General features: G+C 45.7%; 17 protein-coding genes. 3 read left to right on the top strand and 14 right to left on the bottom strand.

Annotated features, from left to right (window positions below; genetic code table 11):
• Positions 1-36: 36 nt before the first annotated feature.
• The 7 genes from ITJ88_RS05180 to yvfG form a co-directional block, all read right to left on the bottom strand.
• The gene (locus ITJ88_RS05180; RefSeq protein ID WP_195864827.1) at positions 37-909 is read right to left on the bottom strand and encodes a diacylglycerol/lipid kinase family protein; all 873 of its coding nucleotides are present in this window, start codon (positions 907-909) and stop codon (positions 37-39) included.
• Positions 906-2,423 carry an ABC transporter permease/substrate-binding protein gene (locus ITJ88_RS05175; RefSeq protein ID WP_195864826.1) on the bottom strand — a complete coding sequence of 506 codons (1,518 nt, stop codon included), beginning with the start codon at positions 2,421-2,423 and terminating at the stop codon, positions 906-908. The genes ITJ88_RS05180 and ITJ88_RS05175 overlap by 4 nt, the downstream gene beginning before the upstream one ends.
• Positions 2,420-3,151: an ABC transporter ATP-binding protein gene (locus tag ITJ88_RS05170; protein ID WP_035396921.1), complete on the bottom strand. Its 732-nt coding sequence runs from the start codon at positions 3,149-3,151 to the stop codon at positions 2,420-2,422. Before ITJ88_RS05170 ends, ITJ88_RS05175 begins: the two co-directional genes overlap by 4 nt.
• 181 nt (positions 3,152-3,332) lie before the next feature.
• Complete coding sequence (locus ITJ88_RS16420) at positions 3,333-3,986, bottom strand: 3D domain-containing protein (RefSeq protein ID WP_195864825.1); 654 nt, start codon at positions 3,984-3,986, stop codon at positions 3,333-3,335.
• A gap of 662 nt (positions 3,987-4,648) precedes the next feature.
• Positions 4,649-4,858 carry a hypothetical protein gene (locus tag ITJ88_RS05160; RefSeq protein WP_023468601.1) on the bottom strand — a complete coding sequence of 70 codons (210 nt, stop codon included), beginning with the start codon at positions 4,856-4,858 and terminating at the stop codon, positions 4,649-4,651.
• A 60-nt stretch (positions 4,859-4,918) separates the two neighbouring features.
• Entirely contained in the window at positions 4,919-5,530 is a 612-nt protein-coding gene (locus tag ITJ88_RS05155) for an NUDIX hydrolase (protein WP_023468602.1), read from the bottom strand.
• Positions 5,527-5,757 (bottom strand): protein YvfG, encoded by a 231-nt coding sequence (gene yvfG / locus ITJ88_RS05150; protein WP_217448908.1) that lies wholly within the window; start codon positions 5,755-5,757, stop codon positions 5,527-5,529. The genes ITJ88_RS05155 and yvfG overlap by 4 nt, the downstream gene beginning before the upstream one ends.
• Positions 5,758-5,836: 79 nt before the next feature.
• Between yvfG and ITJ88_RS05145 the strand changes: the two genes are divergently transcribed.
• Both ITJ88_RS05145 and ITJ88_RS05140 read left to right on the top strand, forming a co-directional pair.
• Positions 5,837-7,411: an FAD-dependent monooxygenase gene (locus ITJ88_RS05145; protein WP_058712938.1), complete on the top strand. Its 1,575-nt coding sequence runs from the start codon at positions 5,837-5,839 to the stop codon at positions 7,409-7,411.
• A gap of 33 nt (positions 7,412-7,444) precedes the next feature.
• Positions 7,445-7,762, top strand: coding sequence for a hypothetical protein (locus ITJ88_RS05140; protein WP_023468605.1), 318 nt, complete (start codon positions 7,445-7,447; stop codon positions 7,760-7,762).
• 44 nt (positions 7,763-7,806) lie between these two features.
• Here the strand turns inward: ITJ88_RS05140 and ITJ88_RS05135 are convergent, their stop codons facing one another.
• The 7 genes from ITJ88_RS05135 to recU all read right to left on the bottom strand — a co-directional run bounded on the left by ITJ88_RS05135 (position 7,807) and on the right by recU (position 16,230).
• Positions 7,807-8,361, bottom strand: coding sequence for a nuclease-related domain-containing protein (locus ITJ88_RS05135; RefSeq protein ID WP_195864824.1), 555 nt, complete (start codon positions 8,359-8,361; stop codon positions 7,807-7,809).
• A gap of 129 nt (positions 8,362-8,490) precedes the next feature.
• Positions 8,491-8,805 (bottom strand): cell division regulator GpsB, encoded by a 315-nt coding sequence (gpsB, locus tag ITJ88_RS05130; protein ID WP_023468607.1) that lies wholly within the window; start codon positions 8,803-8,805, stop codon positions 8,491-8,493.
• 5 nt (positions 8,806-8,810) lie between these two features.
• A complete protein-coding gene (locus ITJ88_RS05125) occupies positions 8,811-9,371 on the bottom strand; it encodes an SLOG family protein (protein WP_195864823.1) in 561 nt (186 codons plus the stop codon).
• The gene (locus ITJ88_RS05120; protein ID WP_230088532.1) at positions 9,368-10,552 is read right to left on the bottom strand and encodes a ribonuclease H-like domain-containing protein; all 1,185 of its coding nucleotides are present in this window, start codon (positions 10,550-10,552) and stop codon (positions 9,368-9,370) included. The genes ITJ88_RS05125 and ITJ88_RS05120 overlap by 4 nt, the downstream gene beginning before the upstream one ends.
• A 17-nt stretch (positions 10,553-10,569) precedes the next feature.
• Complete coding sequence (locus ITJ88_RS05115; RefSeq protein WP_023468610.1) at positions 10,570-12,834, bottom strand: DEAD/DEAH box helicase; 2,265 nt, start codon at positions 12,832-12,834, stop codon at positions 10,570-10,572.
• Positions 12,835-12,931: 97 nt separating this feature from the next.
• Positions 12,932-15,583 (bottom strand): PBP1A family penicillin-binding protein, encoded by a 2,652-nt coding sequence (locus tag ITJ88_RS05110; RefSeq protein WP_195864821.1) that lies wholly within the window; start codon positions 15,581-15,583, stop codon positions 12,932-12,934.
• Positions 15,584-15,603: 20 nt separating this feature from the next.
• Positions 15,604-16,230, bottom strand: a complete 627-nt coding sequence (gene recU / locus ITJ88_RS05105; RefSeq protein ID WP_035396916.1) for a Holliday junction resolvase RecU — start codon at positions 16,228-16,230, stop codon at positions 15,604-15,606.
• Positions 16,231-16,304: 74 nt separating this feature from the next.
• Here recU and ITJ88_RS05100 point away from each other — a divergent pair, with 74 nt between their 5' ends.
• Positions 16,305-16,607 carry a DUF1798 family protein gene (locus ITJ88_RS05100; protein ID WP_023468613.1) on the top strand — a complete coding sequence of 101 codons (303 nt, stop codon included), beginning with the start codon at positions 16,305-16,307 and terminating at the stop codon, positions 16,605-16,607.
• Positions 16,608-16,641 lie beyond the last annotated feature (34 nt).

Below are 16,641 nucleotides of genomic sequence, written 5' to 3'. Positions count from 1 at the left end.
TTTTTTATGACGACCTTCTTTTCATTCAATACTTTATTATTGTGTGCCTCCATACATGCGCAGATACTCCGGCAATACTTTAACTGTAACCGGTGTATGGATCGCTTTCTCACCATCTGTATCGATCACTTTTGCGTCTTTTGTTTTCAACTGAAACCCACTCGTCAAGATATGTGTAAAGGAAGGATCATTGGCAAGACCAATTTTTTGAAGAATCACATCTCGAATGGTTGTCAAATTTACTTCATCGACGATCACTAAATCAAGTTTCCCGTCATTATAGGCTCCATCTGATAAGTTCGTCTCGATTCCACCGAGCGATTCTCCGTTTGCCGCAAGAATGAGAACCGCTTCGCCGGTCATGTGACGACCTTCATCTAAAATCAGTTCATATTCAAAGGGTTGTGCTTCTAGACTTGAGCGAATCGTTGATAGATAATATCCCATCTTCCCGAGGCGTGCTTTTTCTTCTGTATCGATGCCAATCGATGCCTCTGCGACAAGACCGACACCAAGGAAATTCAAGAAATAGCTATTTTCGACTTGTCCGAGATCGACCTGAACAACGTGTTGCATCGCAATCGCTTCTGCAGCAAGCCGAGGAGCCATCGGTAAGCCAAGCGTTCGAGCGAAGTCGTTACAGGTCCCTCCAGGAATGATGCCTAGTATCGGGCGATCATCCAGTTTTGCGATTCCGTTGATTGTCTCGAACACCGTTCCATCTCCACCGATGACGACGACCGCATCAAATGCGGACGAATCTTCCGCAAATTGCATCGCATCGCCAGCTTGCTTCGTATTCTTGATGACGATTTCATCGAATAATGTACTTAATGGTTCGATGACTTCTCCAAGTAACCCGGTGCCGTTCGTCCCGGCTGTCGGGTTACTGATCAGTAAAAGTTTCATTGAATGACGCCTTCCTTCTTCAGGTAATCACGAGCGACCTCATTCGCCGTCTTTCCACCGTATGCGACAGCTTCATTCATTTTTGACATCTCTTCATCTGAAATTTTACCTGACAATTGCTCAAGTGCTTGTTTTACTTCTGGATACTCCTCGATCGTCTCTTGTCGCAGAAGAGGAGCTCCTTCATATGGAGGGAATAGTTGCTGATCGTCTTTTAAGACGACCATGTCGTATTTCGCAATCTCCGGATCTGTCGAGTAAGCATCAATGACATCGATCTCACCTGACTCGATTGCTTTATAGCGCAATTTTGGTTCCATCGTGACGACTTTCTGGAAATTAACATCATATTTATCTTGAATCCCTTTATACCCATCCTGTCGGTCCTTAAATTCTAACGTGAATCCAGCCGTCAACTGATTCGCGACCTGTTTTAAATCAGAGATCGTCTTCAAATCGTAACGGTCTGCTAATTTCTTTGGAACAGCTACAGCATAGGTATTGTTATAGTTCATCGGTGGTAGCAAGGCTAAATCTTGTTTTTCAAGACCGGCTTTTGCCTGTTCATACACTTCTTTTGCATCATTCGACTTCGGTTTTTCATTCGTCAAACTAGCGAGCACCGTTCCTGTAAACTCTGGATACGCATCGATATCACCTGATTCGAGTGCCTTATAGACGAAGGTCGTCTTCCCGAAGTTCGGTTTGACTTGTACCGTCAAATCCGTTTCATCTTCAATGACAATCTTATACATGTTCATTAAAATTTCTGGTTCTACACCTAGTTTTCCAGCGACGACGAGATCTGGTCGTTCACTGCGACCGAAGGCAAAAGGTGCGACGACGATCGCAACCATTAAGACAACTGCCGTTACGAGACGTACTGTTTGTCGTTTACGAGTCGCTACTTCCGTTTGACGTAATAAGCCATCAAATAAAAGTGCGAGCAGGGCTGCTGGAATCGCACCGAGCAATAATAGATAGTTATCATTACGGTCAATCCCGAGAAGAATGATCGAGCCTAATCCTCCAGCACCGATCAGGGCGGCAATCGTCGCTGTACCAATGATCAGTACCATCGCGGTCCGAATCCCGGCCATCATGACAGGTAAAGCTAGTGGGAGCTCGACTTTCCAAAGGCTTTGCATCGGAGTCATCCCACATGCGCGTGCCGCTTCCTTAATTGAAGGATCGACTTCGGCAAGCCCTGTATAAGTGTTTCGAACGATCGGTAATAAAGAATACAAGACTAGTGCAATGATTGACGGTACTGTACCGATTCCGACAAGTGGTATCATCAAACCAAGTAATGCGAGTGATGGAATCGTTTGGATGACTGAGGTAACACCAATCGACCACTCACTCAAACGTTTGTTACGTGATAAGTAAATCCCAAGCGGAATAGCGATCACACAGGCAATGAGCAAGGAGATGACAGATAATTGGATATGTTCGATCAACGCCTGAAGCAATTCAGTCTTCCGGTCTTGATACGTTTCGATCAGTCCATTCATTCGACACTCCCCCTGACTTGACGCATGAATTCTTGAACGAACGGATCGTTACTTGCTAGTACCTCGTCCTTCGTACCGATGAAAGCAATCTCTCCAGCGTTCATCAGACAGATGCGACTCCCTAGTTTTAACGCTTCGTTCATGTCGTGCGTGACGAACAAAATTGTTTTACCAAGCTCTTCGTTTAAATGCAATAAATCATTTTGTAGTTGTTCCCGTGAAATGGGATCAAGCGCAGAAAATGGTTCGTCCATCAAGATGACGTCTTGTTCTGCTGCGAGTGCCCGCATAACACCAACACGTTGTTGCTGTCCACCAGAGAGTTCACTTGGATATTTTTTCTTAAGTGAGGTGTTTAACCCCGTCAACCGAAATAATTCATCGACCCGTTGTACTACTTTCTCCTTATTCCACTTCAATAACTCTGGCACGACGCTGACGTTCTCCTCAATCGTCATATGTGGAAAGAGGGCAATCTGTTGTAAGACATAGCCAATTCGCCGACGGAGTTCATGTTCATTGATCGACATGATCGGTTCACCATCGATCCAAATTTGTCCTTCCGTATGATCAATCAATCGATTGACCATTTTCATCGTCGTTGTTTTACCGCACCCTGAAGGACCAATCAAACAAAAAATCTCGCCTTGTTCAACCGTAAAATTCACGTGTTGCACTGCCTTTGTTCCGTCTGCATACGTTTTGCCGACATCCTTGAATTCAATCACGAACCATCCCTCGTTTCCCAGTTTATTATCTTTGTAAAATTCCCCTTTCTTGGACATTCTAAAACCTATTCCATCCACTCTTTCCCCTGTTTTCTAAATCCTTCATCGAACAGATCGTTATTTTTATTTTTCATCAAAAAAAGACGATGGAAACTATCCATCGCCTAACCATATACGTCTCTTATTCGAACGTCACCGTAACTTGACGGCGACCCCATTCTAAGGCTTCTTGTTTTGAACCGACAAGAAGATCCATGATTTTTCCGCGGATCGCACCACCTGTATCGAGCGCAATCGCATCGCCGAAACCTTCTACATGTACCTTAGTTCCAAGCGGTACGACCGATGGATCGACAGCAACGATGCGACGTCCTTCGTATGTAATCGTATTCGTGACGTCATAACCCGATGCCGTTAAGGCGCGACCATTATACAAACGGCTTCCATTGTTTTCTGGATTCGTCGTATATGCTGTCGTCTCAAACGTTTCCGTATGCTTTGTGGAACGATCAGCGTTTGCTTGTGTTCGACTTTGTTTCTTTATCTGTCGTGCTTCCTTTTTGGCTTCTTGTGCTGCTTTTGCTTTTCGCTCTGCTTTTGCTTTTTGCTCTGCTTCTGCTTTTTGCTTAGCCAAGGCTTTTAGACGCGCTTGTTTTTTCGCCTCTGCTTGTTCGCGCTTCTCTTGAGCAGCTTGACGTTTCATCTCTAATGGATTTTGGACGATCGTTTTCTCCGTACCGATCCCGATTTGTGCTGCCGACGCTTCATGTTGCGGCAAAAGAATAAATATGAATCCCGCTATACAAAGGGATAAAAGGAATGATGTTCGTTTCATGTTGATGCCAACCTTTCTCGCCGTTTTACGACCCGCACAACGTATCACGGTGACAAATAGTTTGAAAAGCGAACACTATGAATTGAAATATATCTGTTAAAAAGTAACGAAATGGTTACACGCTTACAAAAAACGCTCTCAATCGTTGTGTATCAACGTTTTTATATTTTGTAACCGTTCTGTTACGAATTAACTTTTGTTACTCTTTTGTAATAAATGTATCTTTTCGATGTTTTCAGTCATTTTGTCCAATTCTTTAAAAATTAAAAGAACGTAAGATTTCATTATTATTCAGTTTGCTGGATGAACATAAAAAAACACACCCACATGTGGTGTGCTGAGTTCGCAAACAAGATGGTCCTGCGGAACCAGTTGTTCCAATATGATGGTGATCTCTCTTACCCATCATTGAAAGTCCTCCTCCTTCTTCGTTTCTACTTTTTTATACCGAAAGAAAGAGGAGAGAAGCGTTTTGTTCACTCGAAATCGCTTCCTAGGGAAAAACAAGCAGGAGCGACCCTGCAGTGAAGCGAAGCGGCGCGATGCTTGTCCCAGGAAAACGATTCGAGATGAACAAAAAAAGCGCAATCTTTCTCATTAAGAGAAAAATTACGCTTTGTCTTAAGTCTGAGCAAACCAATTATGTGGTGTGCTTTCATGTATTATTTTGTTTTACGTTCTAACAATTCAATCTCTGACTTTAATAAGACTTGTTTTTCAAACTCTAAGCCGAGTGCCTCAAAGTTTTTCGTGTGGGATACATCACCAACGACCGTATTTGTCAATACTGCCGTTACTTCCGCTACCCAGCCTTCTTTCGTTTTTACCATATCTCCAACGATATAATCGAATAACTCTTCTGTTTCTTCCATTTGACTCATCTCCTGACACGTTCAATTACAGTTAATCATATAAAATAACGACCGAAAAAGCTAGTCACGCGTCAATTGAGCTAAGAACTGGCGCAAGATTTTAGCGGTTAATCCCCAAATCAGATAATCCCCGTGCTCATAAAAGTGCTCCGTGACTGTATACGTACGATCCAGATAGGCTTCTCGATTCGCCATGCGTTCGGTCGGTACTTCCTTACCAGGGCGAATCCGCCACTCCATATCTCCTTTAATCGGCTTCGAAGTCATCAATTCCGTTAATGACACGAGAAACACATGATCGACTTCGGCAGGCGAAGGATTAAAGTCCGTCGCATGGAGAATACCAAGATACGGGTAAATGATCGACCGGTTCGGTGTCACGAGTGGTTCAAGCGTTCCAATCACTTCGATCTCAGAAGCACTGACATTTAATTCTTCGACCGTTTCGCGGACAGCTGCTGCTTTCGGTAATTCACCGCCATCGATCCGACCACCCGGAAAAGCGATTTCACCTGGTTGCGAACGTAATGTCTTGGCTCTCACTTGAAATAACAAATAGACTTCGCCATCCTGTTCGACTAACGGAACGAGTACAGCTGCCGCATGACGAGGTAAACGTTCTTCTGAATCTACGTAATGCTTTCGGATATCGGCTAAGTTCACCTGTTTCATCGCCCTTCTTGTGCAACGTGTTGGTACGCCTCTTCCAGATGGCGCATACGGACGATGAGATCCGCATTTTTAGCAATCCGATCCGATAAAATCGATCCTGCTACCGTCTTGTAATAGGCGTTTAACGCATGTCGTTTCGTCAGATGTGCCTCATTCTGACGGATATATTCTTTAAAATTCGCAATCAATCGTTCTGTCGTAAAAAGTTGTTCGTTCACAAGTTTCATCCTTTCACACGTCTAGCGTGTCATCAATAGTTTAATGGTAACGAGTTTTGGCTAAGATGTAAATTAAGGGGGGTTATCCGTGAATAAAAAATTAGATGTCCTCATTATCGGTGCCGGACCAACCGGTTTAACACTCGCACTCGCACTCTCGCGCTATGGATTATCCTTTCGCATCGTCGAACGTGCAAGCGGACCATCCGTCGTCTCAAAAGCGATCGGGATTCAAGCGCGTTCTCTGGAGTTGTTCGCAAGACTGGGTGTTGCAGAAGACTTGATGGAGAATGCAATCAAAATCAATCAAGGAAACCTCTATGTCAATGGTGCATGGCAGGCAAAACTTGATTTTACGGATTTGAATACACCTTTTCCGTTCGTCACGCTGTTGCCTCAAAGTGAGACGGAACGGATTCTTGAAGCGCAACTCGCCACATATGGACACGTAGTCGAGCGCGAAACAGAATTAACAGGGTTTGCTCAATTTCCAACTTTCGTTACAGCATCCTTACAACATAAAGGAGAAACAGAGACGGTCGACGCTTCCTTCATCATCGGAGCAGATGGTGCAAACAGTTTCGTCCGTCGTGAACTTGGGCTTCCGTTCAGCGGGAAGTCGTTCAAAGAGTCGTGGGCTCTGGCCGACATCGAGGTTGACTGGCCGCTTTCTTCTGAAGAGGTTCATATCTTCTTCTCTGATCATGGCGTCATCGAGTCATTTCCTCTCCAGTCGAACTTGTTCCGGATTACCGGCAATCTAACGAGCGGACCTGTTCCGACCGATCATAAAGCGATTGATGACTTTTTACAAAATCGAGCAAAAGTACCGTTTGAGCTCAAAAAAGTCCATTGGTATTCGATGTTTCGTGTCCATAATCGGATCATCGAGAAATTTGGTCACCACCGGATTTATTTGATCGGGGATGCAGCGCACATTAATTCACCCGTCGGTGGTCAAGGAATGAATACCGGAATTGCTGATGCGATGAACCTCGCTTGGAAACTATGGTGTGTCCATCAGTTCAAGGCGAGTTTTCCGTTACTTGACTCTTACAGCGTTGAACGTCGAGAAGCGGCACAAGGTATCTTAAGATCAACCAATCTTGCGACGGAACTCTTGCAAATCAATATTCCTTTTTTATTACCCTTGCAGGAAAAAGTCATTCGTAATAGCCTCAAGATCGCACCCTTACATCATTTCGTGACGAACCGGATTGCACAGCTCAACAGCCACTACCCAGCGAGTTCGACCTTCGTCACACAAGGACACTTTAGTCCGTTGACACCAAAACCAGGTGAACCGATGCCTTATAGTGAAGTTGTTCACCCGCGGACGAAAAAGAATGAACTGTTGTTACGTCGTGCCGATCGGAATTTCTTATTGCTGCTGTTCTTACCCAAAAATGCAACCGATGATCTTCTTGAACCATTCAAGGAACTCGCCTATACCTATCCTGATCTATTTGAGACGGTACCGATCCATCAATCCCTGAAAGAGGATGGTGTCGTCGATCAAGGCGGTGAACTGGCACGACGCTTTGGCATCAAGCAATCTGGATTATATTTAATTCGCCCTGACGGTTATATCGCGTATCGCCAACAAGGTTTGAAAAGTAAATCGTTCGCCCGCTATGTTGAACGTTTACTTTATGCGCGTTAACTCGGTATGATAGTAGGTGAGGTGAAGGCAAAGATGGATATACAGCTAGTTCGAACGGTTTTAATCATTCTTTTAGTCATTGCATTTCTCGTCATCGTCAGCAGACGAACGAAGGAAAACCTTCGATGGTCACTGATTGGGGAAGCATTTGGTGAAAAAGGAGAAGATTTATTAAAGGACGCTGCGCGACTCGAAGCAGCTGACTTAGAGATTCGAGTCGAACGCGGCGTCAAAACTTCGTTTTTATTTCGACGTTTCAGTAAAGACTTGGATGATCGCGTAGCGGTGTATGTCTTGAAAGAAGACTTGGATCAAGCTGAAGACATTCTTGCGTCTCGACCAAGACGATGAATTCAAACGAAAAGGCAGTGAAGCGAGCGCTTCACTGCCTTTGTTCATTCCTGTTGCTGCGCGAGATAAAACGCAACTTGTTTTCGTTCTTGCTCTTGAACAGGGGAGGATTTCTTTGAGACGATGAACGCCCGCACATCTTTAAAGCTGTGCCCCGTCGGGAATTTAATTCGTTCCGTCCGCATCTGTGGTGCATTCGGAAAAAGTGTGATGCCATGAATCGGAATGATGATTCCTTGTTCTTTTAGCGTTTTTCGAACCGCTTGAACGATTTGTTTCGACTGATGGATGGGGTGAGGTGCAAACACTTTTCTTCCATGCTCAGTATCCATGACATGACAAGATTCCTCCGTCATCCATTCTACGACCGCATCGTTTTGTAACACGAGGAACAATCCTTTTGGTCCGATCAGCGCAAACGGAATGACAATCGTGTCAGAAAGACGAATCCGATCAAACAACATCCAATCAAAACGGCAAACATGACGGATTTCATTACAGAGTGCATCCGTCTCACTCGTCGTCGTACTCACTTGTTTACTTGCAAAAAAACGACGACGCGGTGGTTGAGGAACAGAAGCAGTCATGACTTGTAACATGGTTCATCATCCTTTGTAGTATGTATTATTAGTTATCTTAACACCGTTTTCGTTTAGATGACGATTCTTTCAAAAAGAAGGAAATAAAAAAGACACTTCTGATCTGACAGAAATGTCTTTTTTGATGCGTTAGTCTTGGTGCGGACGTCCGAAAACGGCCTTCTCTAGATTCGAGATACGACGTAACATGTCATAGTTCGATGAACTTGATACTTGTGGCTCCGCCTGTTCGACGCGGCGCTCTTCACGTTTTACCGGTTGTGCGGGTGCTTGTTTTAACGCCTCGTTCTCTTTCTTCAGACGTTCGATCTCACGTTCGAATCCTTCATAATCTTTAATGATTTGATCCAAGTATCCATCGACATCCTCGATGACATAGCCACGGAGGCCGGTTTTGAATTCCTTTTTGTAAATATCGTCCGCTGTCAACAATGGCTTATACATCCTCTTCACTCCCACTGATCATTGTATTGTAATTCTTGTTCGAGCCAAGATAAATCATCTTGTGTAATTAAAAATAACTGATAATCGGATTGTTCCATTTCTATTCTAGCACGCTCTACTAAAAATTTCGCTGATCCTCCATGTTCTTCATCAAAAACCGACAATAATCCTTGACTTTTTTGAATCATGAACTCGGTTTTATTACGTAATTGCGATGGATCCGTATACGGTTTCTGACTGATTGCTTCGACGAAGTCAGCTTGTTCAAGAATGGCAAGGTACTGCGCTTGAACGGGCTCTTTCCAGCGTGCTTCCTGTTCCAAGAACGGTAAAAGAATACCGAGACGAATATGAGGATACTCTTCCTTTAATTCAAGCACGACCTCGCATGCCCAGATTTCGCAACCCGGTGAGGCATTCGTGATAAACCACTCTGTGCCTCGATCCTCAATTAAGCGAATGATCCGCTCTCGATAGGCTGCCTTTAAGATCCGGATACCAGGGTGTTTTTGATCAAAAATACCTAGTTCATTGGGTTTGTATCCTGTGATGGCGACAACTTTCACGCGTCACACTTCCTTTTCAACCGACGTCCTCGATGATCCAGCTCTGCCAAGATTCGTTCTTTTTTCGTAATCAACCAATGCTGTCGCTCGACGTGTTGTCGTGCTCGTTCCGTATAATCATAAGCAAGCACTGGATCTTTTGCAATGTGCTCTGCCCACTTCGCAAGCTCGATATACCCTAAATAACTGTCGCTCTTCAAGAAACAATCTCGAGCTTGTTCATAGTTCTTCATTTTTTTATGCAAATAACCTTGCCGCAACCATCCTTCTGCTGATAGTTCTTTGACTTGCTGAAAATGAGCGTGTGATCCTTCGTGAATTCCGAGGTCTGCCAGCCAAATCGCGATGTTTTCTTGAATCGGAGAAGGTGCCTCCGCTCGATGTGTGACGAGTCGATTGCACGCATCATACAGTCCGACAAGCGTCAGACAATCATCTTGGTGATGTTGCAAGACCCCTGTCATGATATCCGGATGCTGATGTTCGACGTACTGGAAGTAATGCATCGGTGCCAAAAATCCAGGTAGATCCCCTTGCCGTTCAAATCCAATTCGCTCTTCCATCGCTGTCAATCGATAGGAATCATACATTCCTTTAAAGATTCGTCGCGCGACATGAAGTAAATCAAGATGACCGACTTTCGGTAATCGCGGAACACGTTCCCGAACGAAGACATGACGCGTCTTGATTTGCGGCCAATCAAAGCTTTTCCCGTTATAGGTCACAAAGCGGACATCATCTCCGATATCATGCAGGAAGTGATGGTAAAAGGCAGCTTCAAAGTGCGGATGTGGTAAGAAATACTGTCGCATCAGCAATCCACCCTGCTCAAAGCGCGCGAACCCGAGTAAAAAGATCGTCGTTCCGGTTCCTCGTAATCCTGTCGTCTCCGTATCGAAGAAAATGACTTGCTCAAGTGGAACATCCAGTGCAAGCGGTGGATGGGGAAGCTGTAAGGACTCATACACTTCAGCAAAACTCCGATCTCCATGCCGATCCGTTAATGCATATCGCTTGTCAATCCTGACGATCCACTCTTCCTCGAACGTCAAGATATCGGCCCCGCGATCAATCCAGGCTTGCTGTTCGTCAGTCCATCCGATTGATGGCTTCAGCGTTTCCACTTCAGGTGCGGAGGACACTTGATCCTCCGGTGCGGCGTCTGATGTAGATTTCAACATACGTCTAAGACGATTTTTCATGATAGTTCCTTCTCCATTTCTGCCAACAACTGAATCGTTCGTTCTTTCTCATCCGCGACACCAACCATACCGATACAAGCTGGACAACCGTCCTGACAAGGACATGTGACGATCGAATCACGGGCGGCACGTAACATGACACCGCGTTGCTTATAAATCGATTCCGCGAGACCGACACCTCCAGGGTAACGATCATATAAATAGACAGTCGGCTGTTGCGTGTGTGTCGCCTTGACTTGCGGTACGACGAAGACGTCACTTGCATCACACATCAAATAAAGCGGTGCGACACGTCTGAGACTATTCGCAACCCCTTCTAACACTTGTTCGAGCTCTGTCGAAGAGCGTGCGTGATCGGGTAACGTGAACCAGACACCTGTCGTATGAATTTCTCGTTCCGGTAGGTGAATCGGACCAGACCCGATGTTCTCATGCGTACCGAACTTAATCTTCTTGAACATCGTCGCCATCCCCCGGACGCTGACATCACCGCGCGCAACACTATATTCTCCCTCTGCATACTGTTCATCTTCTTCGAGTACGGAAAGGTCGACTGAAAAATTAGCATCTGTATAATAATCGACGTCCACGGCACGGACAAATGCTTTTTTCTCTTCGAAATCCAAATGCTCCACTTGGTATTGATCGGCGCCGTGAAGATAGATGGCCTCGTCATGTAACAACGTCATCGCACTAAACGTATCCATTTCACCGATAACCCGATTCGGTACCTCGGTCTGATCAACGATGATGACGTTCTCTTGATCACTCGACCGAAGCGATATTCCATGAGCCGGAAATGCATCGTTCATCCAATAAAATCGATCGCCCCGTTCGTGCAGGACACGCTCTTCGACTAAGTATTCGAGGATATCCTCCGTCTCGAGCGTTCCAAATGATTCGCCTTTCGTAAAAGGCAATTCAAACGCCGCACATTTGACGTGATCGACGGCAATGATTAGATTATCCGGATCGAGTCGAGCTGCTTCCGGGGATTGATTCAAAAATAACTCTGGTCGTTCTGCGACATATTGATCGAGCATACCAGATGAGGCGACGAGGATGATTAGTGCATCATCTTGACGGCGCCCTGCGCGTCCTGCTTGTTGCCAAAGCGAAGCAATCGTTCCCGGATAACCATTCATGATACAGACTTGCAGTTGACCGATGTCGACACCAAGTTCGAGAGCGTTCGTCGAGACGATACCGGTGATCTCTCCTTGACGTAACCGTCGTTCGATATCCCGTCGCTCACTCGGCAAATAACCGCCCCGGTAGCCTTCAATCGATCGCGGACCAAGCTCATGCGGATAGATGCTTCGTAGATACGTCAGCAAGACTTCAACGCGGACACGTGAGCGCGCAAAGACGATTGTTTGGAACTTTTTCTTGATGAAGCGCATCGCCAGTTGTTTCGTTTCAAGCGTCGCTGAACGTCGAATGCCGAGTTGTGCGTTGACGATTGGTGGTTGATAGACGAGAAAATGTTTACGTCCTGTTGGCGCACCGTTGTCATCAATCAAACCGACTGTTTTTTCCGTCAGACGTTCTGCCAGTTCCTTGGGATTGGCAATCGTCGCACTCGTCATGATAAAGACGGGATCACTACCATAATACCGACAAATCCGTCGCAGGCGACGAATGACATTGGCGACATGACTGCCAAACACGCCACGATAGGTGTGAAGCTCGTCGATGACGATATACTTCAAGTTCTCAAACAGTTCGATCCATTTCGTATGGTGTGGTAGGATGCCTGAATGTAGCATATCCGGATTCGTGATGACGATATTACCGGCTTTTCGTACTTTTGTTCGAATCGTCGGTGACGTATCTCCGTCATAGGTAAAACATCGGATCGGCGCTTCTAATTGATCGATCAGTTCAAGTAATTCACTATTTTGATCCTGTGCGAGGGCCTTTGTCGGATAGAGATATAATGCCCGCGCGTTCGGATGCTCGAGCAGGTGCGATAGGACCGGTAAGTTAAAACAATAGGTCTTTCCAGAGGCAGTCGGCGTGACGATGACTGTCGACTCTCCCGCTTGTACACGTTCAAACGCTAACCCTTGGTGACGGTACAATTGTGTGATCCCACGTGTGCGAAGGGCTTGTCGTAAACGCTCCGGTAGTCGTTCTGGAAAATCGACATAGCGCCCAGCTGTCGCTTCCATCGTTTTCATATACGTAATCCGCTCCATGAACGAGCGGTCCTGTTTCAATTCTTCGAGAAATGCAACGAGCGTTTGTTTCGCTTGCATGCCTTCACTTCCTTCCACTTCTCATTATACAAAAAAAGAGGCAAGACCAAAGAACGAACTACTCGTCTTTGGTCTTGTCTTTCTTTAAAAGTCGTGCTTATGGTGTTGTAGAATTCGTAGCGTCGTTTCCACGACCATTATTTCCATTATCATTCGAATTGTTTCGTTCCGTCGAACCATTCGAATTGTTTTGCGCGTTTGCTCCATCATTCGAATTTGGTGCATCTGTGGCTGGTTCGTCCGTCGTTGGTTCGTCCGTCGTCGGTTCATCCGTCGTTGGTTCGTCCGTCGCCGGTTCGTCCGTCGTTGGTTCATCCGTCGTCGGCTCGTCCGTTGTCGGTTCGTCCGTCGTCGGTTCATCCGTCGTTGGTTCGTCCGTCGCCGGTTCGTCCGTCGCCGGTTCATCCGTCGTTGGTTCATCCGTCGTCGGTTCTTCTGCTTCAGGATCGGTAACCGTTACCGTCGTCGAGACCGGACCTGATTCCTCTCCAGACGCTTTCGCTACGACTTGGAACGTTGACCGTCCTGGTTTTAAACCATTGATGGCAATTCGATTCGTCGTGCTCGTACCAATCGTTGATGTTTCACCGTCAGCATCTGTCATCGTCACTTCAAACGATACATCGTCATACCCATTGGCACGAAGCGCAGCGTCATTATAGTTCCATGTCAGTTCACCGCTCTTTGTGTCTTCATCGTAAGATGCTTGTAATCCAGTCGGAGCGGGTACTGTCTTTTTTTCAACGACAGGTTCCTTCGTCCCTTTCACGTACAATTCGTTTCCGATACTGAGGACAGAACTAGGTTGTTCAAATGGTGCTGGCGTACGATCACGTGTCTTCGTGATGAAATCTTTCCAGATTTGCTGTGCCATCGTACTGTTGTACGGACCGCTCAGCCCGGCTCCATTGTTGTTTCCGGATTTCGTCGTTCCTGTCCAGACACTGATTGAGACATCCGACGTATATCCTGCGAACCAGACATCTTTATAGGCATTCGTCGTTCCTGTCTTACCGGCTGCATCAAATGACAATCCAGCACTCGGGAACGTACCACCTGGTTTTAAGACGTCACGCAACATGTCCGTCAACATATACGCTGTATAGTCTTCCATTGCCTTTTTCGATTTGATCGGTGATTTGATTTTCGATCCATCACTGTACTCAATCGATTTGATGACGTGTGGCTTGATATAATCGCCACCATTACCGAGTGTGGCATACGCTCCTGCCATCTGTGTCGTATTGAAACCGTGTTTCATCCCACCAATCGCATACGCAGGCGAAATCGACTCATCGTCTTTCATCTTCAAGCCGGATTTTTCAGCGAACGCCTCGACTGAATCACCGCCGATTTCTTGATACGTTTGGATGGCCGGTGTGTTTGCCGAGATTTTTAACCAGTGGCGGATCGTATTCGTGCCACGGTATCCATCGTAATAGTTACCAATCTCTTTTCCGTTGACTTCTGTCGGTTTATCCGTCAATTGTTTCGCAGTCGACCACTTATCATTTTCGATCGCTGGTCCGTAAGCGAAGAATGGTTTTGCGGACGATCCCGGTTGATGCGGTTCATTCGCAAAGTTTCGTCGCGCTGTGCCTTTACCTGGATTTTTACCATCAACGACCGCAAGGATTTCTCCAGTTTGCGTGTTGACCGCTGTCGCAGCTGTTTCCGCATATTCCGGTAACTGAACGATTTGGTCTTTCTTGATCGCTTCATTCATATAGTCGTGCATCGGTTTATCGATCGAAGTATAGATCTTCAACCCTTGACCATAAATGTCTTTTCCTTCTAAACCAAAATCATCTTCTAACTCTTTTGATACCATATCGAAGATGACGCTGTCGTACGATTCATCCTTCGTCGACTTCGGCGCTGGATTGATTAATTTTGAAATCGGTTGTTTGACTGCCTTATCTCGTTGCGCTTGTGAGATGACGCCTGTCGTCAACATCGCATCAAGAACTTGTGTCTGACGCCATTTCGTCAGTTTTGGATCTCCTTTAATTGGATCGTATGCCGTCGGACGTTGTGGCAGTCCTGCGAGCATCGCGGCTTCCGCATAATTCAACTTATCAACTGATTTGTTGAAGTAAGCTTTTGAAGCCGTCTGAATCCCAAACGAGTTTTGACCATAGTAGTTTTTGTTCAAGTACATCTCTAAAATTTGATCTTTTGTGTAGTCCTGCTCTAACCGGATTGCGAGCCATTGTTCTTGGACTTTCCGCGTGACCGTTTTATCGAAGCTAAGGAATGATTGTTTGACGACCTGTTGTGTGATCGTCGACGCTCCTTCCGATCCGAAACCATCCGTCACGTTCGCGATGATGGCTCCGCCCAGACGACGGAAATCGATTCCGTTGTGCTGATAGAAACGACGGTCCTCAATCGAGATGAATGCGTCTTTAACGACTTCCGGTACTTCATCGATTGACACATATTCTCGACTCGTTCCGCCTTTCGTAATCTCTTCCTTATTGCTCGCATAGATTTTCAATGGCAAAGCATCTCGAAGTTCTGTTTCATCGAGCTCAGGGGCCGTAGCAATCGCGTAAGCGGCAAATCCGCCTCCGACCAACATCATGACGATGAATAATCCGGTAGCGATCAGCAATAACTTTTTCCAAAGTGGACCTTTCCCACCGGAACCTCCACCTGACTTTTTCTTTTGGGGACGTTTCGTCCGTTTCATCTTTTTCTCAGATGACTTCGTCTCTTCACGACGTGCGACACGACTTCTTTCCATATGCTATCCTTCTCCTTCAATCAAAAAGTGTCTGAATTGAAATATAGTTCGTCCACTGCCTTTAAATAATCGATGGCAGGGTACGCGCCAGTCTCGACTTTGATACCGTCTCGTTCAATGACCGTCAGCGGAATTGATTTTCGTCCGCTTTCTAGCTGATCCCACCAGGGGAACACGTGCTCGACTGAAAGCACATATTGCACATTATACAGACTGAAACGAATGATGACAAAACAAATTCCTCCATGTTCGACACATTGACGCATGTGTGCGATTTGATGGGGGTGAAAATTTTTTATCGGGAAGGACGTTTTATTCGTCGTCTCCTTCGCTTCGAAATCAATATATTTTCCGCGATAAACACCGTTATAGTCCGTTGTCGACGGTTGCTTGAAATAGGCTTCCTTGACGACCGCTGCCGACCGTTTCGGATAATCAACTTGGACGATTTGTAACGGAGTGGGTTTCTTGTGAATGATTGCCCTATTATGAGTCAGGTAAAACGTATTACTTTCATTCAATAATTTTTCGAGCGTCATCCCTCGATTCGAAAAGGTGGAATCGGTTGATCGCGCCTTCTTGATTCGGGTTCCATGCGACTCGAGTGGCTTTTGAAATTTTTTCCCATTCGGGTAATTCAAAACGATTCCCCTCCTATCGCGTTTATTGTACCATGATATGTGATTGTACCGTATCGGCCGAGAGGAGTAGTTAAAAACCAATGACAATTGAACCGTTATTACAAGAGATTGAACGTATTTATCAAGAAGGACGTGCCGGAACCGAATATGACTTCAATCGAGACGTCGTACCGTTCGTTGAACGAGCGGATCAACTGATTGCACAGTGGCAAACGAATGCCCAAGATAGTCCTTACTTACGACCTAGCATGGTCGAAAGCGCCGTTGATCAACTGAAGCAAATTTCCGTTCAAGCATTTCAGCCGAAAACGAGTCTGAAACGCTTCAATGAAACGATTAAATCCGTTCGTTATATCGATCGCTTGATGAATGGTGAAGAATAACGATTAAAAAACAGGAATTATCTTCCTTAAGTCG

Source organism: Exiguobacterium abrahamii (assembly GCF_015645365.1).
Classification (GTDB): domain Bacteria; phylum Bacillota; class Bacilli; order Exiguobacteriales; family Exiguobacteriaceae; genus Exiguobacterium_A; species Exiguobacterium_A abrahamii.
This window is presented reverse-complemented; position numbering and strand designations above follow the sequence as displayed.

What these genes read in the sequence shown, in the direction of transcription:
- ITJ88_RS05180 (WP_195864827.1), bottom strand. Translation starts at nt 909, where the DNA reads ATGAAACTTTTACTGATCAGTAACCCGACAGCCGGGACGAACGGCACC.
- ITJ88_RS05175 (WP_195864826.1), bottom strand. Translation starts at nt 2,423, where the DNA reads ATGAATGGACTGATCGAAACGTATCAAGACCGGAAGACTGAATTGCTT.
- ITJ88_RS16420 (WP_195864825.1), bottom strand. Translation starts at nt 3,986, where the DNA reads ATGAAACGAACATCATTCCTTTTATCCCTTTGTATAGCGGGATTCATA.
- ITJ88_RS05160 (WP_023468601.1), bottom strand. Translation starts at nt 4,858, where the DNA reads ATGGAAGAAACAGAAGAGTTATTCGATTATATCGTTGGAGATATGGTA.
- ITJ88_RS05155 (WP_023468602.1), bottom strand. Translation starts at nt 5,530, where the DNA reads ATGAAACAGGTGAACTTAGCCGATATCCGAAAGCATTACGTAGATTCA.
- yvfG (WP_217448908.1), bottom strand. Translation starts at nt 5,757, where the DNA reads ATGAAACTTGTGAACGAACAACTTTTTACGACAGAACGATTGATTGCG.
- ITJ88_RS05140 (WP_023468605.1), top strand. Translation starts at nt 7,445, where the DNA reads ATGGATATACAGCTAGTTCGAACGGTTTTAATCATTCTTTTAGTCATT.
- ITJ88_RS05135 (WP_195864824.1), bottom strand. Translation starts at nt 8,361, where the DNA reads ATGTTACAAGTCATGACTGCTTCTGTTCCTCAACCACCGCGTCGTCGT.
- gpsB (WP_023468607.1), bottom strand. Translation starts at nt 8,805, where the DNA reads ATGTATAAGCCATTGTTGACAGCGGACGATATTTACAAAAAGGAATTC.
- ITJ88_RS05120 (WP_230088532.1), bottom strand. Translation starts at nt 10,552, where the DNA reads ATGTTGAAATCTACATCAGACGCCGCACCGGAGGATCAAGTGTCCTCC.
- ITJ88_RS05115 (WP_023468610.1), bottom strand. Translation starts at nt 12,834, where the DNA reads ATGCAAGCGAAACAAACGCTCGTTGCATTTCTCGAAGAATTGAAACAG.
- ITJ88_RS05110 (WP_195864821.1), bottom strand. Translation starts at nt 15,583, where the DNA reads ATGGAAAGAAGTCGTGTCGCACGTCGTGAAGAGACGAAGTCATCTGAG.
- ITJ88_RS05100 (WP_023468613.1), top strand. Translation starts at nt 16,305, where the DNA reads ATGACAATTGAACCGTTATTACAAGAGATTGAACGTATTTATCAAGAA.